General features: G+C 75.2%; 17 protein-coding genes. 6 read left to right on the top strand and 11 right to left on the bottom strand.

Features of this window, described 5'->3' with window-relative positions; genetic code table 11:
- Positions 1–13: 13 nt before the first annotated feature.
- Positions 14–598, bottom strand: coding sequence for a TetR/AcrR family transcriptional regulator (locus ACSMX9_RS06525; RefSeq protein WP_445400714.1), 585 nt, complete (start codon positions 596–598; stop codon positions 14–16).
- 111 nt (positions 599–709) lie between these two features.
- On the opposite strand from ACSMX9_RS06525, the gene ACSMX9_RS06520 reads away from it, so the two are divergent.
- Positions 710–1147, top strand: a complete 438-nt coding sequence (locus ACSMX9_RS06520) for a VOC family protein (protein ID WP_445400712.1) — start codon at positions 710–712, stop codon at positions 1145–1147.
- Positions 1148–1225: 78 nt separating this feature from the next.
- On the opposite strand, the gene ACSMX9_RS06515 is transcribed toward ACSMX9_RS06520, so the two are convergent.
- Together ACSMX9_RS06515 and ACSMX9_RS06510 are read right to left on the bottom strand one after the other, a co-directional pair.
- Positions 1226–2077, bottom strand: a complete 852-nt coding sequence (locus ACSMX9_RS06515; protein WP_445400710.1) for a hypothetical protein — start codon at positions 2075–2077, stop codon at positions 1226–1228.
- Between the two features lie 156 nt (positions 2078–2233).
- Positions 2234–3121, bottom strand: a complete 888-nt coding sequence (locus tag ACSMX9_RS06510; RefSeq protein ID WP_445400708.1) for an N-acetylmuramoyl-L-alanine amidase — start codon at positions 3119–3121, stop codon at positions 2234–2236.
- Between the two features lie 307 nt (positions 3122–3428).
- Here ACSMX9_RS06510 and ACSMX9_RS06505 point away from each other — a divergent pair, with 307 nt between their 5' ends.
- Positions 3429–4505, top strand: a complete 1077-nt coding sequence (locus ACSMX9_RS06505) for a Zn-dependent alcohol dehydrogenase (protein WP_445400706.1) — start codon at positions 3429–3431, stop codon at positions 4503–4505.
- A gap of 107 nt (positions 4506–4612) precedes the next feature.
- Here ACSMX9_RS06505 and ACSMX9_RS06500 read toward each other — a convergent pair whose 3' ends face one another.
- Together ACSMX9_RS06500 and ACSMX9_RS06495 are read right to left on the bottom strand one after the other, a co-directional pair.
- Positions 4613–4762 carry a hypothetical protein gene (locus tag ACSMX9_RS06500; protein WP_445400704.1) on the bottom strand — a complete coding sequence of 50 codons (150 nt, stop codon included), beginning with the start codon at positions 4760–4762 and terminating at the stop codon, positions 4613–4615.
- Between the two features lie 62 nt (positions 4763–4824).
- The gene (locus tag ACSMX9_RS06495; RefSeq protein WP_445400702.1) at positions 4825–6198 is read right to left on the bottom strand and encodes a hypothetical protein; all 1374 of its coding nucleotides are present in this window, start codon (positions 6196–6198) and stop codon (positions 4825–4827) included.
- A gap of 265 nt (positions 6199–6463) precedes the next feature.
- Between ACSMX9_RS06495 and ACSMX9_RS06490 the strand changes: the two genes are divergently transcribed.
- The 3 genes from ACSMX9_RS06490 to ACSMX9_RS06480 are packed head-to-tail and all read left to right on the top strand — an operon-like array spanning position 6464 to position 9394.
- The gene (locus tag ACSMX9_RS06490) at positions 6464–7330 is read left to right on the top strand and encodes a Nif3-like dinuclear metal center hexameric protein (RefSeq protein WP_445400700.1); all 867 of its coding nucleotides are present in this window, start codon (positions 6464–6466) and stop codon (positions 7328–7330) included.
- 44 nt (positions 7331–7374) lie between these two features.
- Positions 7375–8070 carry a zinc ribbon domain-containing protein gene (locus ACSMX9_RS06485; RefSeq protein ID WP_445402917.1) on the top strand — a complete coding sequence of 232 codons (696 nt, stop codon included), beginning with the start codon at positions 7375–7377 and terminating at the stop codon, positions 8068–8070.
- A gap of 22 nt (positions 8071–8092) precedes the next feature.
- The gene (locus ACSMX9_RS06480) at positions 8093–9394 is read left to right on the top strand and encodes a bifunctional RNase H/acid phosphatase (RefSeq protein WP_445402916.1); all 1302 of its coding nucleotides are present in this window, start codon (positions 8093–8095) and stop codon (positions 9392–9394) included.
- A gap of 28 nt (positions 9395–9422) precedes the next feature.
- On the opposite strand, the gene eda is transcribed toward ACSMX9_RS06480, so the two are convergent.
- Both eda and yaaA read right to left on the bottom strand, forming a co-directional pair.
- A complete protein-coding gene (eda, locus tag ACSMX9_RS06475) occupies positions 9423–10067 on the bottom strand; it encodes a bifunctional 4-hydroxy-2-oxoglutarate aldolase/2-dehydro-3-deoxy-phosphogluconate aldolase (protein WP_445400698.1) in 645 nt (214 codons plus the stop codon).
- 64 nt (positions 10068–10131) lie between these two features.
- On the bottom strand, positions 10132–10932 hold the full coding sequence (gene yaaA / locus ACSMX9_RS06470; RefSeq protein WP_445402915.1) for a peroxide stress protein YaaA: 801 nt from the start codon (positions 10930–10932) through the stop codon (positions 10132–10134).
- 217 nt (positions 10933–11149) lie between these two features.
- Between yaaA and ACSMX9_RS06465 the strand changes: the two genes are divergently transcribed.
- Positions 11150–12856: an ABC transporter substrate-binding protein gene (locus tag ACSMX9_RS06465; RefSeq protein WP_445400696.1), complete on the top strand. Its 1707-nt coding sequence runs from the start codon at positions 11150–11152 to the stop codon at positions 12854–12856.
- A gap of 77 nt (positions 12857–12933) precedes the next feature.
- Here the strand turns inward: ACSMX9_RS06465 and ACSMX9_RS06460 are convergent, their stop codons facing one another.
- The 4 genes from ACSMX9_RS06460 to ACSMX9_RS06445 are packed head-to-tail and all read right to left on the bottom strand — an operon-like array spanning position 12934 to position 16488.
- A complete protein-coding gene (locus tag ACSMX9_RS06460; protein WP_445400694.1) occupies positions 12934–14121 on the bottom strand; it encodes a C45 family autoproteolytic acyltransferase/hydolase in 1188 nt (395 codons plus the stop codon).
- Positions 14118–14852 carry an SDR family NAD(P)-dependent oxidoreductase gene (locus ACSMX9_RS06455; RefSeq protein ID WP_445400692.1) on the bottom strand — a complete coding sequence of 245 codons (735 nt, stop codon included), beginning with the start codon at positions 14850–14852 and terminating at the stop codon, positions 14118–14120. The genes ACSMX9_RS06460 and ACSMX9_RS06455 overlap by 4 nt, the downstream gene beginning before the upstream one ends.
- Positions 14849–15718 (bottom strand): SDR family NAD(P)-dependent oxidoreductase, encoded by an 870-nt coding sequence (locus ACSMX9_RS06450; protein WP_445400690.1) that lies wholly within the window; start codon positions 15716–15718, stop codon positions 14849–14851. Before ACSMX9_RS06450 ends, ACSMX9_RS06455 begins: the two co-directional genes overlap by 4 nt.
- On the bottom strand, positions 15715–16488 hold the full coding sequence (locus tag ACSMX9_RS06445; protein WP_445400688.1) for a polysaccharide deacetylase family protein: 774 nt from the start codon (positions 16486–16488) through the stop codon (positions 15715–15717). The genes ACSMX9_RS06450 and ACSMX9_RS06445 overlap by 4 nt, the downstream gene beginning before the upstream one ends.
- Positions 16489–16739: the final 251 nt, after the last annotated feature.

Raw genomic sequence — 16739 nt, 5'->3', positions numbered from 1 at the left:
CCGCCCGGGCGGGTCAGGCGCGCAGGCCGTCCAACAACCGGTCCAGCGCCCGGGCGGTGGCGTCGAGGGCGCCGGGTTCCGCGGTGCGCGCCAGCCAGAGCGCGGCCTCGTTCATCGCGCCGGACAGCAGTCGGGCCAGCGGCTCCACGGGCTGTTCGGGCAGGACGCCGGCGGCGATCAGCCCGTGCAGGGCCTCGGCCAGGTGGCGGGCGGAGGAGTCCTCGTCCATGGCCCGCCACTCGTCCCAGCCCAGCACGGTCGGGGCGTCCACCAGCACGATGCGCCGCACCGCGGGGTCCCCGCCCGCGGTGAGGAAGGCCCGGCAGCCGGCCCGCAGCTGCTCCCAGGGGTCGTCGTGCGCCTCGGCGGCGGTCGCCACCGCCTTGCCGAGTTCGCCTTGCACCTGGGCGACCACGGCCCGGAACAGCCCCGCCTTGCTGGCGAAGTGGTGGTAGGCGGCGCCCTTGGTGACGCCGACCGATTCGGCGACCTCGGCCAGCACCACCGCGTGGTACCCGTCCGCGGCGAACCGGCGCCGCCCCTCCGTCAGCAGCGCCCGCCGCGTCATCGCCCGCTGTTCCGCCCGGCTGACCGCCATCCCCGCCCCTTCCCTCGATTTCGCGTACCCAGGGTATGCTAATCCCCAGGTTCACATACTTGGGGTATGTGAACCTGGGTGCAGCCCTTCCCGCGACGAAAGGTTTCCGCGATGACCAGCAGACTCGGCGGCTTCTACCCGGTGATCGGCACCCGGGACCTCGCCGCGGCCCGCGACTTCTACACCCGCCATCTGGGGTTCGCGATCAGCTTCGAGGCCGACTGGTACGTCAGTCTGCACCGCCCCGACGCCCCGCACTACGAACTCGCCCTCCTGGACCCCACCCACCCCAGCGTCCCCGAAGGCCACCGGGCCCCGCTCGACGGTTGCCTCCTGCTCAACTTCGAGGTGGACGACGTCGACGCGGAGCACCGCCGACTGGTCGACGGCGCCGGGCTCGTCGAACTCCTGCCCCTGCGCACCGAGGAGTTCGGCCAGCGCCACTTCATCGTCGAGGCCCCGGACGGCGTGCTGATCGACGTCATCACCGTCGTCCCCCCGACCGAGGCATACGCCGCCGGCTACGCCGAGGGCCACGTCCCCGCGTAGGACCCACCGACACGGCGTCGGCCCGCCACCCCGATCGGGGTGGCGGGCCGACGCCGTGTGCGGAGGGAGGGGCCGTGATCAGCCCCGCTGGATGCCCGAGGTGTCCTGGAGGACGCCCCTGCGGCCGTCCTGGGTCTGCGCCACCAGACCCGGACCGCGCTGTTCCACGGCCAGGTACCAGGTGCCCGGGGTGAGCTCGGCGATCGGGTTGGGCGAGCCGTCCTCCGGGAACAGCTGCCGGGTCACCGGCACCGCGAACCAGAACGGCGAGAAGTCCCCGCCGGACGACTGCGGCCCGGGCGCCGCCGCGGGGCCGGGCTGGGGCGCCTGGTCACCCGCGGGCTGGCCCGGGGTGCCGAAGGCGTTCGGCTGCTGACCGCCGAAGGGCTGCTGCTGGCCGCCCGGACCGGCCGGGTAGCCGTAGCCGCCGGGCGGCTGCTGACCGTACGGCTGCGGGGCCGCCGCCGGGCGCGGGGCACCCATCAGCGGCGCCTTCAGCGCCGGCACCAGCGGGGTCGCCACCGCGGCGCCCGCGAGCAGCACGGCCGCGATCAGGCCGAGGATGAGTCCGGCGCCCGCGTCCGGGGACAGCAACGCACCGTTCCCGTCGAACGGGCCCGCCGGGTCGAAGATGTTGCCCAGCGCACTCCACGCGGAGAAGATCGCGAAGGCCACCCCGAACTGACCGAGGTCCAACCCGACCACCTTGCGCGGCTGCGGCTGGGTGTGGGAGAAAACGATCAGTCCGGCGGCGATCACGCCGGCCAGGAACATGCTCATCAGGGTGGGGCCGCTGTCCCAGGCGTTCGGGTACTCGGCGCTCTCCATGGCCCCGTCGATCGAGTACATGTCGAGGAACGACGCGATGAAGAGCAACACCGCTGCTCCGATCACCACGCCATCGCCTCTCGTGAGGGAGCGGATGTTCACTTCAGGAAGGTCCTTCGTCGGTCGTCTGGTCGGTCGCTCGTGAAGGGGGCGTGTCGCCGCCGCGCGGAGGCGGGAAGCGAGGGGGGTGACCCTCCATCGTAGGCTGACCCTATCGTCGGCCCGGCGCAGGAGTCTGCCAGGCCGGGGCAGGGCATACTACCCACGCAGAAAACTCATGATTCCCTCGGCGATTCCCCACGCCGCCCGCTGGCGCCAGGCGCCGTCCACGAGCCGGGCCGCGTCCTGCGGGTCCCGCATGTTCCCGCACTCGACGAACACCTTGGGCACCCGGGACAGGTTGAGCCCCCCGAGGTCCCCGCGCACGTCCAAGCCGGTGCCACCGCCCAGGTAGTTGGCGGGCGCGCTGCCGGTGGCGCGCCCGAACTCCCGGGCGACGTCCTCCCCCAGGGCGCGGGAGGGGGCGACGATCGCGGCGGTGTCGGCGGCGCCGGCCTTCACCCGGGCGGGCAGGATCACGTGGAAGCCCCGGTTCCCCGGTGCGGAACCGTCCGCGTGGACCGAGACCACGGCATCGGCGCGCGCCTCGTTGCCGGTCCGGGCCCGTTCGTCCACGCAGGGCCCGAAGGCCCGCTCCCCGTCGTGCGTGAGGACCACCCGCGCGCCCCGTTCCCGCAGCGTCGCCGCCAGCCTCCGGGCCACGTCCAGGGTGAAGTCCGCCTCGGTGGCGGCGTCCGGCCCGTCGCCCGTCGCCGTCCCGGTGGCGTCGCACGCCTTGCGCCCGGTACCGATGTCGACCTCGCGGGCGATCTCGCGGGGGTGCCGGAAGTTGCCCGGGTTGTGCCCCGGATCGACCACGACCACCTTCCCGGCCAGCGGCCCCGCGGCGGAGGCCCCGCCGGTCGACGGTGCGACCGGGTGGCCCGGAGCGCCGGCCGGCCCCCGCTCGGCGGCCGACCCGCCCCCGCCGGCCAGGGCCGCCATCCCCACCAGGAGGACGCCGCACCCCAGCACGGCCACCACCAGCGGCCCGCGCCGACGCCGGGCCGGCGGGGCGGCGGAGGGCTCGGGAACGCGTTCGGGCACGGGGCGACCCTAACCCCGCGGGGGCGCCGGGGCGGCTCCACGGCGCAGGACGCGCAGGGAACCCGTCGCCGAGACCTCCTGGAAGCGGCCGGAGGCGGCCCCGTCCCCGTGCCGCCCGCACCTCGGAGTGTTCTCCGCGGCGTCGGGTTGACCGGCGAAATCATCGGACGGTATTGCGTTCTACGATGATCGAGCCGGTCCGCACGAGGGGAGTCGGGGCCGGCCCGCCGCCGCGTGCGCCCGGTCGGTACGCCTCCGCCGGGTCGCCCGGGCGCGACGGACACCGCCCGAGGAGAGGAGCACCGCGATGCGCGCAGCCGTCCTGCACGAGACGGGACAGTCCCAGCTGGAGGTCCACGACGACGTCGAGGCGGTCGGGTTCGGCCCCGGCAAGGTGCGCGTGCGGATGCGGGCGACCGGGCTCTGCCACTCCGACCTCTCCGCCATGGACGGCACCCTGCGGCAGCCGGTGCCGTTCGTCCCCGGTCACGAGGGGGCCGGGGAGGTCCTGGACGTGGGGGACGGGGTGGACGCGGTCCGCCCCGGGGACCGGGTCCTGATCGGTTGGTTGCCCGCCTGCCGGTCCTGCGGACCCTGCACCCGGGGGCAGACCCATCTGTGCCTCAGCGGCTTCCGGGCCGCCCGCACCCCGCACTTCCGCCGCCCGGACGGTCCCGTCTTCGGCTTCGCCGGCAGCGGCACCTTCGCCGAGGAACTCGTCGTCGACGCGGCGGGCGCGGTGCCGATCCCGGACGACCTGCCCTTCGACCTCGCCGCCCTGATCGGCTGCGGGGTCACCACCGGGCTCGGCGCGGTCCTCAACACGGCCCGGGTGGAGGCCGGTTCGTCGGTGGCTGTGGTCGGCTGCGGCGGGGTCGGCCTCGCCGCCCTCCAGGGCGTCCGGCTCAGCGGTGCCGCCCACGTGGTCGCCGTCGACCCGGTGGCCTACCGCCGGGCGGCGGCGCTGCGGTTCGGCGCGACCGAGGCGGTGGCCCCCGAGGACTTCGACGACGCACGGCAACGGGTCACCGGCGGCGAGGGCTTCGACTACGTCTTCGAGGTGGTCGGCACGTCGACCACCGCCCGCACCGCCTACGAGGCCACCCGGCGCGGGGGCACCCTGTGCGTCGTCGGCGCGGGCGCCCCGGACGACTTCCTCCGGCTCAGCATGTTCGAGCTCTTCTTCGACGAGAAGCGCATCCTGCCGTCGATGTACGGCGGCGGCGACCCGCTGCGCTCCTACCGGCGGGCCGTCGACCTGTGGCGGACGGGACGGATCGACCTGGAGGGCCTGATCACGCACCGGATCCCGCTCGCGGAGGTCAACGAGGCGTTGGCGCGGATGCGGGCGGGCAGCGCCCTGCGGACCTGCATCGAGTTCTGAAGGCGTGGACCGACCCCAACGGCCCCGCAGGGCGGGGCCGTTGGGGCGTGCGGGCGGCCGGCGGGGACCCGTGGGCCCCGCGCCGGCCGCCGGGAGCGGTGGCTCGACTACGCCGCGGCGGAGTCCGGCTTGCGGTGCCGGCCGTGCGGTTCCTCCTCCTGGTCGTGGGCGGCCACCGCACCCCGGTGCTTACCGGGTCCGGCGGTCTCCACGGCCTCGCGCGGTTCGGCGGTCGGGTCCGTCTGGGTCTCGGTCATCCGAATGGTTCACCCCGTCGTTGGATCTTCACAACAGCCGGGTGATTCTAGCGGGCGACCGATCATCCACCGAGGGGCACCCGCCCGGTGAGCGGGGCCTGTTGCAGCGGTACCGGGCGGAGGTGGCCGCCGACTCCGACCACCGCGCCGGCCCCCGGCCAGACGCCCGACCCGGGTCCGCACGGCACCAGGGTCACCCCGTCCGGATGTGGTTGCCCCTCGACGGACGACCCGTTCCGTCCGTCCTCGGCGGCCCGCGACCGGACCGGCGGCGGCTCGCCGGTGTGCTCGGCCCGCGGGGCGGGGACCGGGACGTCGGCCGCTGGACGGCCGGGCGCGGCGGTCGCGGGCGGGGGAGTCGAGGGGTGCGCCGCGGCCAGCGCGGCGGGCGTCAGCCGGGCCACCCCGCACGGCACCGTCCGGGTGGCGTACGGCAACCGCAGCTCACCGTCCCGGGTCCAGAGTCCGGCTCCCGGCAACCAACCCGGTGGGGGCGGAAGTTGACGCACCGTTCGGGAGGCGGCGCGCCACACGCCCAGCCAACTGCCCCGCGGACCGTCGATCCGCAGGGCGACCCCGCACTCCTCCGGGGCCAGCGCCTGTCCCGGTTGCAGGGCGAAGGGCGCCACCCGGTGGCCCGGCAGTCGCAGGCAGTCGGGGAAGCGGACCGGCAGGGTGCTGCCCAGCACGCCCCAGCCCAGTCGCTCCAGCCCCGGCGAAGGGGCGTCGGAACGGATCAGCAGCAGCCCGCTGTCGGGATCGGCGAGCACCAGTCGGTCGGTGCTGTCCCGGGCGATCTGGAGCAGCGGGGACGCCGCTCCGCCCTGTCCGAGGTCGACGGAGACCGCCTTGGTGCGGCCGTCCGCGGTCCGGTCCAGGGCCAGCAGCCGGCCCGTCCGGTCCAGCCAGGCGCCGCCCGAGCAGCGCCCGGGGACCTCGGCGACCAGCTCCGGTCCCGCGCCCCCGGCCACCCGCCACACCCGGCTGAGGTCGGTGTCCGCGCCCAGGGCGTAGGCGCAGGTCCCGCCGGGCGCGGGCGGGAGCAGGCTCCACCGGGCGGTGCGCGGGCCCTGGTCCAGGGCGCCGAGCCGCACCTCGCCGGTCCGCGGTCCCGTCGGGTAGACCAACGAGAACTCGTGGCGGTCCGCGACCGGCCGCCGCACCAGCACCCGGCCGTCCGCCATCGGCTGCACCTCGGTGCCGGGCTCCTCCGGCCGGTGCCCCGGCAGCGGAACGGCGTACGGCTCGGGGCCGTCCAAGGTCCACCGTTCGGGGAACCAGCGGTCCGCGGCGTCCGCGGACCGGGTCAGACGGGCGGCGTAGCCGCCGTCCTCGGTGATCACCAGGCTCCCCGAGACGCCCCCGGGACCGGGGGGCACGGGTGGTGCGGGTGGTTCGCCGTCGTCAGCAGTGGTCCCGCTGGCACAGACCGTCATGGTTCGGTCACCTCCGGCGACGAAGCTAGGTTTTCGTACGCACGGACGTTGCACGCGTCGCCCGACATTCATCACAAAGGGTGGCGATCGGGGGTTCCGGTCGAAATCGCTCCGGAGACGGCCGGTGTGCGGCGGCCGGCTCGGCGCCCGGCGGCGCGGTGCGAGTGCCCCGCGGGCCCGGGAGCGGGCGACCCGGCGGCGACGGCGCGGGCCCGGGCGGGGATCAGCCGTCCAGGTGGGGCACGGGGCCAGGTAGCCTAGCTGCGTGCCCCGCCTGTCTGAAGTCATCGCCGCGCTCGACGCCCTGTGGCCCCCCGAGCGGGCCGAGGGGTGGGACGCGGTCGGCACCGTCTGCGGCGACCCCGACGCCGAGGTCCGCCGGGTGCTGTTCGCCGTCGACCCGGTGCAGGAGATCGCCGACGAGGCCGTCCGGCTCGAAGCCGACCTGCTGGTCACCCACCACCCGCTGTACCTGCGCGGCACCACCACCGTCGCCGCTTCGCACTTCAAGGGCCGGGTGGTGCACACGTTGATCAAGCACGACGTGGCGCTGTTCGTCGCCCACACCAACGCCGACCGCGCCGACCCCGGGGTGTCCGACGCCCTCGCCGGCGCCCTGGACCTACGGGTGACCGGCCCGCTGGTGCCCGATCCGAGCGATCCGTCCGGCCGCCGCGGCCTGGGGCGGATCTGCGCGCTCGACCGTCCGATGACCGTCCGCGAACTCGCCGAGCTGGCCGCCCGCCGGCTGCCCGCCACCGCGCAGGGCGTCCGGGTGGCCGGCGACCCGGACGCCGAGGTCCGCACCGTCGCGGTCAGCGGCGGCTCCGGCGACGGCCTCTTCGACCAGGTCCGGGCCGCGGGCGTGGACGCCTTCCTCACCGCCGACCTGCGTCACCACCCGGTGTCCGAGGCCCGGGAGCACACCCCCCTCGCGCTGCTCGACGCGGCGCACTGGGCCACCGAATGGCCCTGGTGCGAGCTGGCCGCCGCCCAGCTCGACGCCCTCTCCGACCGGCACGGCTGGGGACTGCGCAGCCACGTCTCCCGGACGGTCACCGACCCCTGGACCGCCCACGCGGCGTCCGAACCACCACTGGCCACCACCTACGAACCGGGAGCCCCCAACTGAACGCCGCGCCCGCCGACCAGCTCCGACTCCTCGACGTCCAGGGCCTGGACGTACGACTCCAGCAGCTCGCGCACAAGCGCAGGTCGCTGCCGGAGCACGCCGAGATCGAGTCGTTGACCAAGGACCTCAGCCAGCTGAAGGACCTGCTCGTCGCCTCCCAGACCGAGGAGGGCGACTGCGCCCGGGAACAGACCAAGGCCGAACAGGACGTCGACCAGGTCCGTCAGCGGGCCGCCCGGGACCAGCAGCGCCTGGACTCCGGCACCGTGTCCAGCCCCAAGGACCTGGAGAGCCTCCAGCGGGAGATCGTCTCGCTCGCCAAGCGCCAGGGCGACCTGGAGGACATCGTCCTGGAGGTCATGGAGCGCCGTGAGTCGGCCCAGGAGCGGGTCACCGAACTGACCGACCGGGTCGCCGCCGTGCAGGCCAAGGTCGACGACGCCACCGCCCGGCGGGACGCCGCCGACGGCGAACTCCGGGCCGAGGCCGCCGCCGCGACCAAGGAGCGCGAGCTGATCGCCGCCTCCGTCCCGGCGGACCTGCTGAAGCTCTACGACAAGCTGCGCGAGCAGCAGGGCGGCATCGGCGCGGCGCGCCTCTACCAGCGCCGCTGCGAGGGCTGCCGCCTGGAGCTCAACATCACCGAACTCCACGAGGTGCGGGCCGCCGCCCCGGACGCGGTGGTGCGCTGCGAGAACTGCCGACGCATCCTGGTGCGCACCGCCGACTCCGGTCTGTAGGGGCGTCGACGTGTCGTCCTCCGTGCGGGAGTTCGTGGTCGAGGCGGACGGCGGGTCCCGGGGCAACCCGGGGCCGGCCGGTTACGGCGCCGTGGTCATCGACCCGGCGAGCGGCGAGACCCTCGCCGAAGCCGCCGAGTACATCGGGGTGGCCACCAACAACGTGGCCGAGTACCGGGGGCTGATCGCGGGGCTGCGCGCGGCGCACGCCCTCGACCCGGCCGCACGGGTGCGGGTGCGGATGGACTCCAAGCTGGTCGTCGAGCAGATGTCGGGCCGCTGGAAGATCAAGCACCCCGACATGAAGCCGCTGGCCGCCGAGGCCGCCGCGGTCTACCCGGCCGGCCGGGTCGGCTACGAGTGGATCCCGCGCGAGCGCAACAAGCACGCCGACCGGCTCGCCAACGAGGCGATGGACGCGGGCAAGCGGGGCGAGCAGTGGTCGCCGTCGACCTCCACCGCCGCACTCGACTCCTCCGCCGCGGAACCGGAGCGGACGCCCGGGGACGCGACGGCGGGCGCGGCGAAGGCCCGGGCCGCCCTGGCCGGCCGTCGCCCCGCAGCGGACGCTGCGTCGGCCGGGGAGACCAGGGTCCGCGCCGACCTGCGGGCGGCCCGCAACCTGGCCGTCGCGGCGGAGCGACCCGGTCGGGTGCCCGTCACCGGCTGGGGCCCCGCCGCCGACCTGGGCCAGCCGGCGACCCTGGTGCTGCTGCGGCACGGCGAGACCGCGCTGACCGCGACCAAGGCGTTCTCCGGCAGCGGGAGCGGGACCGACCCGGCCCTCTCCGAGGTGGGTCGGTCGCAGGCGGCGCTCACCGCCCGGGCGCTGGCCGCCCGCGGCACGGTCCAGGCGGTGGTCTCCTCACCGCTGCGCCGCTGCCGGGAGACCGCGGGCGCCTCCGCCGAGCTGCTGGGCCTGCCCGTGAGCATCGACGAGGACCTGCGCGAAACCGACTTCGGCGCCTGGGAGGGGCTCACTTTCGGCGAGGTCCGGGAGCGCCACCCGAGGGACCTCGACGCCTGGCTCGCCGATCCCGAGGCCCGGCCCACCGGCGGTGGCGAGAGCTTCGTGGAGGTCGCCGAGCGGGTCGCCCGGGGGCGGGACCGGCTCGTCGAGCGGTACGCGGGGCGCACCGTCCTGGTGGTCACCCACGTCACCCCGATCAAGACGCTGGTGCGGCTCGCCCTCGGGGCGCCGCCCGAGTCGATGTTCCGGATGGAACTCTCCGCGGCGGCGCTCTCCGCCGTCGCCTACTTCACGGACGGCAACGCGAGCGTACGGCTGTTCAACGAGACGGCCCACCTGCGCCCGACCCCCTGAGCGGGGGCGGCTGCGGGCGGGCCGGGGCTCAGCGGGCGGCCAGTGCGGCGGCCTCGCGGGCCAGGGCCTCCACGCGGTCCCAGTCGCCGGTGCGCACCGCGGTCTCCGGCAGCATCCAGGAACCGCCCACGCAGGCCACGTTGGGCAGGGCCAGATAGGCGGGGGCGCTGTCCAGGGCGATGCCGCCGGTGGGGCAGAAGCGGGCCTGCGGCAGCGGCCCGGCCAGCGACTTCAGATAGGCGGTGCCGCCCGCGGCCTCGGCCGGGAAGAACTTCAGGTCGGTGACCCCCTGCTCCAGCAGCGCCACGACCTCCGAGGTGGTGGAGACCCCGGGCAGGAACGGGACGCCGGTGGTGCGCATCGCGTCCAGCAGGGCGGGCGTCCAGCCGGGGGAGACCAGGAACCGGGCGCCGGCGGCGACCGCGGCCCCCGCGTGCTCCGGGCGGGTCACGGTGCCCGCGCCGACCACGGCCTCCGGGACCTGCTCGACGATCGCCGCGATGGCGTCCCGGGCGACCGGGGTGCGCAGGGTGACCTCGATGGCGGGCAACCCACCGGCGACCAGGGCCCGGGCCAACGGCACGGCGTCGGCGAGGTCCCGCACCACGACCACCGGAATGACGGGGGCGAGGTCCAGGGCGGAGGCGGGGGCGGCGGGCTGCGTGGATGTCATGGCGCCATCCTGCCGTTCCGTGAGCGCTCCACGCAAAGGGTGTTGCGTGGAGCGCAACAGAGGGTCAGTGGATCTCGGTCACCACGACGTCCAGCGCCCACGGGGCGCCCGAGCGGGCCGGCGGCTGTGCCTCCACCACGTACCCCAGGTCCCGCAGGGCGGTCACCAACTCGGCCGGCCCCTTCGGGTCCGCCCCGGCGGCCAACAGGCTCCGCACGATCCGCCCCTTGGTCGCCTTGTTGAAGTGGCTCACCACCGACCGCCGCTCCACCCCGTCCACCACCTGCGCGTGCAGCACCCGCACCGTCGCCGTCCGCCCGGCGACCTCGCCCGCCGGACGCCAGGCCGCCGCGTACGCCGAGGACCGCAGGTCGAGCACCAACCCCCGGTCCGCCACGGCGGGCAGCACCCCGGCCGTCACCGGACGCCAGAACGCGCCCAGCGCCCCGAGCCCCGGCAGCTTCACCCCCATCGCGCACCGGTACGGCGGGATCCGGTCGTTGATCCGCACCGCACCCCACAGCCCCGAGAACACCAGCAGCGAACGGGTCGCCCGCCGCTTGGCCGCCGTGTCCAGCGAGCCCAGGTCCAGCGCGTCGTACAGCACCCCCGTGTACAGTTCCCCGGCCGGCCGGGCCCCCGCCGTGCGCAGCTCCGCGTTCTTGGCGACCTCCGCCGACTGGCCCCCGCTCAGCCCCAACACCGTCCGGGCCCGTTCCCCGTCCCCGAGGCACAGCTCCACCAAGGCGTCGAGCACCCGCTCCCGGGCCGGCGCCAGCCCCGGCAGGGACAGCGCCTCCGCCTTCAACGGCGCCCCCCGACCTGCGGCGGCCTTGCCTTCGGACGGCGGCAACAGCACGAGCACGAGCATCTCCAAGGGGCGACGGTGGCCGGTCGGCCGGGGCGGAACCGCCCCGGCCGACCAGCCTAAGCCGTCCCCGCCCGGTGCTCCGGCCGCCCCGCTCGGCCGGGGGCGAACGTCCCTGGCCGCACACCCCGCCGACCGTTTAGGGTACGAACGCGGGGGTTTTGCCACAACGGTCGGCGTCCGAGCCCGCCGCCCGGGCGGAAGGAGGAGGACCGTGCCGTCACGACAGCCCCCGCCGTCGCGGGAGGAGTCCTGGGACCTCACCCTGGTCACCGCGACCGACCCCGACGCCCTGTCGTCGCCCCCGGCGCCCGAGGGCCTCGGCCCCGCCCTGCTACGACGCGTCGCCGGCTTCCACGCCGCGGGACTCACCGACGCCCGCTTCCTGTGGTGCGAGGACGGCCAGTGGCTGCTGTGCCACCTGGACCTGCGCACCCCGATCCAGGAAGAACCCGTCATCACCCTGCGCACCCGGCCGCTGCCGGGACCGCCCGCAGGCCTCACCGCCCGCGAGATCGACATCATCTCGCTGGTCGCCCTCGGGCTCTCCAACCGGGAGGTCTCCAGCCGCCTCGGCACCAGCATCCGCACCGTCACCACCCAGGTCGAACGGCTGCTGAAGAAGCTCGGCCAGGACTCCCGGGCCGGACTCGGCGCCCTCGCCGTGGACCGCGACCTCATCCGGCTGCCCATCCCCGGCGGAGTGGAGCACCGCTCCGGCATCCGCGTCCTCGACATCGAACGGCACGCCGCCACCGCCACCGCCGTCCCCCTCGCCCGGCGCGGCCGGCCCGCCGCCCCGGGCCACGCCCCGCGCCCCACCGTCCGGATCGGCACCATCGTCGTCGCCGGGGCGTTCGCCGCGGACGGACGGGAGTCCGCCCGCGGCGCCGCCCTCGCCGTCCGCGACATCAACGCGCTCCGTCACGACCACGGCCGGTCCGTCGAACACCTCACCGTGCACATCGACCCCTTCGACCCCGGATCGGTCGAGGACGCGCTGACCGAACTCGCCGAAGCCGACGTGGACGCCGTCACCAGCAGCTACGTCAGCGCACTGTCCCCGGCCGTCTTCGAGTTCGCCGCGGACTTCGGACGGACCTTCCTGCACACCAACACCTGGACCCGCAGCGTGGACGCGGTGCGCGCCGACCCCCGCCGCTTCGGGCACGTCTTCCAGACCTGCCCCTCGGAGACCGCCTACCAGTCCGCGCTCCTCGCCCACCTCCGGGCCCACCCCGCCGCCGGCACCCCCCGGCTGGCCGTCGTGGAACTCGACGGCTACGGCTGCGCGATCACCGACGACACCTTCACCTCCCGGCTGGACGAGGCCGGGTGGACGGTGGCCTCCACCCACCGGGTCGGCCTGACCGTCGACTCCGTGGACGACCTGGTCAAGGAGGTCCTCGCCGACCGCCCCGAACTGGTCGTCGTCTCCCACCTCAGCGTGGAGACCTCCGCGGCGATCCAGAACGCGCTCACCCGGCACAGCCCCCACCAGCGGACCTACCACATCTACACCCCCTCCGTGCCGGGCTTCGCCCGTCGGATCGAGCACCGCGGGGGACAGGTCTTCTGGTCCACCGTCACCGGCCGCCCCGACGACCCGCTGGGCCTGCGCTTCAGCGAACGCTACGCCCGCGCCTTCGGCGTCCCGCCCGGTCGCAGCCAGGCCAGCGCCGCCTACGACCAGGTGCGCATGGTGCACGCGGCGTTCTCCATCACCGGCTCGCTGCGCCCCGAAGCGGTCGGGGCCTACCTCCGGGACTCGGCCTACCGGGGCGTCAACGGCACCTACCTGTTCGCCTCGCCCGGCCAGGCCGTCTCCGGCTACCCCTACGAGTCCGGCGACGCCAGCCTCTCCCAGCCGATCCGCACCTACCGGCTCTCCCCGGCCGGACAGGAACTCCTCCCCGCCTGACCCGCACGGCCGGGGGACGCGCCTCCCGGACGACGAGGGCCCCGGGCGGTGGGGACACCGCCCGGGGCCCGCCCGGCTCAACCCGCCAGGAACTCCCCGTAGTCGTACCGGATCCGCGGCACCGCGCACGGATGCCCCAGCGCCAGGTGCATCTCCCGCCGCGCCGGCAGGAACACCGCGCTCGCCACCGTCGACCCCTGCTCCAGCGGGTGCTGGGCGGCGTCCGGGTGGCAGCACAACGAGTCCGGGAAGTTCTCGTGGTCGCTCAGCACCTCGTGCCACCCGGCCAGGGACGGCTCGGGCATCAGCTCCGCCCCGTACTCCGCCCGACCCCGGCGGAACGGCGAATCCGGCATCACCCGCGGGCCCAGGTCCTCGGCGGGCGCGCCGAAGTCCCCCTCGCCCCCGTGGAAGTGGTTGGCGTGCACCAGGAACCCGCCGCGCTCCACGGGCGTGCGGTGGACCTCCGCCGCCCCGCCCGGACGGGTCTCCGCGTCCACCGCCCGGTCCCCCTCCACCAGCAGGTAGTTCGCCGAGGACGAGCGCGTCGCGCTGCTGATCAGCCGCTCCCCGGCGGCGAGCGACGGCGCGTCCAGCAGCGCCCGCAGCATCAGGTGGTAGGGCACCCCCGTGTCACCCGCGTCCCGCGAGGTCACCAGGGCGTTGGTGAGGACGGTGAGCCCGGCCGCGTTCATCCCGAACTTGGCCAGCAACCCCGCCTCCACCACCGACACCCAGCGCGGTCCCCGGTCCGGATCGGACTCCAGCACCACCACGGTGCCGTGCGAGAACGGGATCCAGTCCCAGTTCTGGCCCACGACCGGCTCCGGGCCCCGCAGGTCGCAGAAGGAGGTGCACTCCGCCGGCGGACGACCGCCGGGCGCCCGCCCGGCCGCCGCGATCGTGCGGGCCTTGCCGGAGAACAGGATCTCGGTGCGCAGGTTCAACGCCAGCACGTCCGCGAAGGCCACCCCGGCCCCCTCGGCGATGCCCCGCATCTCCTCCAGGTAGCCGGCCCCGCCCGGTACCACCGCGGCCTCGAACCGCTCCAGCGCCGGCACGAACGTCCGCGCCAGCCCCGTCGCCCCGGCCCACGTCAACCCGCCGAACTTCGCGTACACCTCCGCGTAGGCGGCCAGGCTCGCCCGCACCCGCTCCCGCGCGAGGGCCCCGTACTGCCGGCCCCGCTCCCGGGGCCCGCCCTGCACCCGCACCACCAAGGGCTCGGCGTAGCGCACCCCGGCGGCCCGCGATCCGGCGCTCATGCCGCACCCTGCCCGCCGTCGACCGCGACCACCACGCCGCTCACGTACGAGGCGTCCGCGGAGGAGAGGAACAGGCACACCCGTGCCACCTCCGCCGCCGTGCCCAGCCTGCGGGCCGGAATCCGCCCGAGGACCTGCGCGAACGCCCCCGGGTCGGCGGACACCGTGGTCATCGGGGTGTCGATCACCCCCGGCGCCACGGCGTTGCAGCGCACCCCGTCCGGCCCCCACTCCACGGCGAGCTGCCGGGTCAGCGCCTCGACCGCGCCCTTGCTGGCGCTGTACGCGGCACTGGGCTCGCCCGCGTCGCCGCGGGCCGCCGCGATCGAGGACAGCAGGGTCACGCTGCCGCCCCCCTGGGCGACCATCCGTCGGCCCGCCGCCGCGGCCACCAACAGCGAACCGCGGGCGTTCAGTCCCACCACCGCGTCCCAGTCGGCGGCGCCGGTCGCGACCGCCGGTGCGAAGCGGTAGACGCCCGCGCAGTGCACCAGGGCGTCCGGGGCGGCCCCGGCCCAGAGCCGGTCCACCCCCGCGAACGCCTCCCGCACCGACTCCTCGTCGCCGACGTCGCACGCCAGCACCGGGTACCGGGCGTCCCCGTCGGGCCGCAGGTCGAGACCGACGACGGACCAACCCGCGTCGTGCGCGAGGTCGGCGGTCGCGCGGCCGATGCCGGAGCCGGCGCCGGTGACGACCAGCCGGCGCGGGGTGGTGGACGTGTCGCTCATGAGGGGAGCACTCCTCCGTTGACGTTGATGGTCTGGCCCGTGACGTAGTCGGCGCCGGAGAGCAGGAAGTGGACGGCGTCCGCGACGTCGGCCCCCGTGCCGTGCCGGCCCAGCGGGACGTCCGCGGCCACCAGCCGCCGCTCCTCGTCGGGGCTGCGCCCGCTGCGGCGGGCCCGGGCGGCGAGTTCCTCGCGGTGCATCTCGGTCATGATGTAGCCGGGCGCCACCGAGTTGACCGTGGCCACCGCGGCCAGCTCCACCGCCAGCGTCGTCATCAGCGACTGCACGGCCGCCTTGGACGCGCTGTAGGCGCCGGCCCCGGGCGTCGGGGTCTGGGCGAACAGCGAACCGAGCACCACGATCCGCCCGCGCTCCCCGCCCCGCCCCAGCAGCGGGGCGACGGCCCGGGCGCAGCGCAGCACCCCGAAGAAGTTGATCTCGAAGACCTGCCGGACGGCCTCGTCCGGGGTCTCCACCAGCGGGGTGTCCGGCCCGCCCACGGCCGCGTTGGCCACCAGGGCGTCCAGGGAGCCGAACGCCTCGACGGCCCGGGCCGCCATCCGCTCGGCGCCGGCGTCCGGCCCGGTCCGCGTGACGTCGGCGACCACGGCGACGGCGTGCCGCCCGCTCGGGTCGAGCCGGCGGGCCGTCGCCTCCACCTCGGGGTCGACGTCGGCGAGCAGGACGTTCCAGCCGTCGGCCAGCAGCCGCTCGGCGACGGCCCGCCCGATGCCCCGGGCCGCCCCGGTGACCAGGGCGCTCCGCCGCCGGCCGGCGGCGTCCGCCCGGTGCGGGACGCTCGCACCGTCCATGCCATCCATGCCGTCCATGCTGTTCACCCCGTTCATGCCGTTCACCCCGTTCATGCCGGCACCGCGGCCCGGCGCGCGGCGTCCGCGATCTCCCGGCCGCGGGCGAACCAGACGCCCGAGTCGGCGCGCACCCGGGTCAGGAACTCGGTCAGCATCCGCAGCCGGCCGGGGCGCCCGATGATCTGCGGGTGCACGGTCAGGGTGACCAGGCCGCCCGCGGCGTGGATGGCCTCGGTCTCCTCGGTCCACACCTCGGCCACCTCCCGTGCCGACCGCATCGTCTTGTTCCAACTCGTCGCGTCGAACCAGAAGTGCGGGGCGTCGTCCAGCGACCAGTGCACGGGGATCTCCACCAGCTCGTGCTCGGGGTGGGTGTAGGGGCGCACGGCGTCCATCATGTTCGACGCGTAGGAGAAGCCGTGGGCGACCAACAGGTCCAGGGTGTTCGCGCTGATGTCCCAGGACGGCGAACGGTATCCGTGCACCTCGCCGGCGATCGGGCGCAGGGCCTCGATTCCTCGGACGAGTTCCGATTCCTCTTCTTCGCGGGACATGAGGTGCGGCGAACGATGTGTGTATCCGTGATGGCCGATCTCGTGTCCGTGGGCGACGACGGATTCCAGGATCTCCGGATGGCGTACGGCATCTCCGCCGCAGACGAAGAACGTCGCGGGAATGTCGAGGCTTTCGAAGACTTCCAGGAGTTGGGGAACGGCGGTCCGCGCGCCGTACCGGGCCTGGGAGAGGACTCCGGGACGGGCGGCGTTCGCCGGGTCCTCGGCGAGCCACAATTCCTCGGCGTCGAAGTCGACGGTCACCGCCATTGCCGCGTCACAGCCCACTGGCCACATGTACGGGTCCTTCCGCTCGCTCGCCGGGCCGCCACCGCACGCTCCCTCGGGAGCGGGGCGGCCACGTTGCTGAACACGGTATCGACCCAGGTCGCACGGCGAACTCCGTAAGATTACGTATGTGCCGTGCCCTCGACGGTGCCTCCCGCACCGGGGCGGTCGGGGCGCCGCCGCGCCATACGTACAGATGCGTATGTCCGACCCGCCGCGGTTTTGCCACCCTT

The sequence above is a fragment of the Streptomyces sp. LE64 genome, assembly GCF_052606915.1.
The sequence above is the reverse complement of the archived record's forward strand: the minus strand, read 5'-3'. Positions and strand labels throughout refer to the sequence as shown.

Coding starts and splice junctions, on each gene's coding strand:
- ACSMX9_RS06525 (WP_445400714.1), bottom strand. CDS start 598: ATGGCGGTCAGCCGGGCGGAACAGCGGGCGATGACGCGGCGGGCGCTG.
- ACSMX9_RS06520 (WP_445400712.1), top strand. CDS start 710: ATGACCAGCAGACTCGGCGGCTTCTACCCGGTGATCGGCACCCGGGAC.
- ACSMX9_RS06505 (WP_445400706.1), top strand. CDS start 3,429: ATGCGCGCAGCCGTCCTGCACGAGACGGGACAGTCCCAGCTGGAGGTC.
- ACSMX9_RS06500 (WP_445400704.1), bottom strand. CDS start 4,762: ATGACCGAGACCCAGACGGACCCGACCGCCGAACCGCGCGAGGCCGTG.
- ACSMX9_RS06495 (WP_445400702.1), bottom strand. CDS start 6,198: ATGACGGTCTGTGCCAGCGGGACCACTGCTGACGACGGCGAACCACCC.
- eda (WP_445400698.1), bottom strand. CDS start 10,067: ATGACATCCACGCAGCCCGCCGCCCCCGCCTCCGCCCTGGACCTCGCC.
- ACSMX9_RS06460 (WP_445400694.1), bottom strand. CDS start 14,121: ATGAGCGCCGGATCGCGGGCCGCCGGGGTGCGCTACGCCGAGCCCTTG.
- ACSMX9_RS06455 (WP_445400692.1), bottom strand. CDS start 14,852: ATGAGCGACACGTCCACCACCCCGCGCCGGCTGGTCGTCACCGGCGCC.
- ACSMX9_RS06450 (WP_445400690.1), bottom strand. CDS start 15,718: ATGAACGGGGTGAACGGCATGAACGGGGTGAACAGCATGGACGGCATG.
- ACSMX9_RS06445 (WP_445400688.1), bottom strand. CDS start 16,488: ATGGCGGTGACCGTCGACTTCGACGCCGAGGAATTGTGGCTCGCCGAG.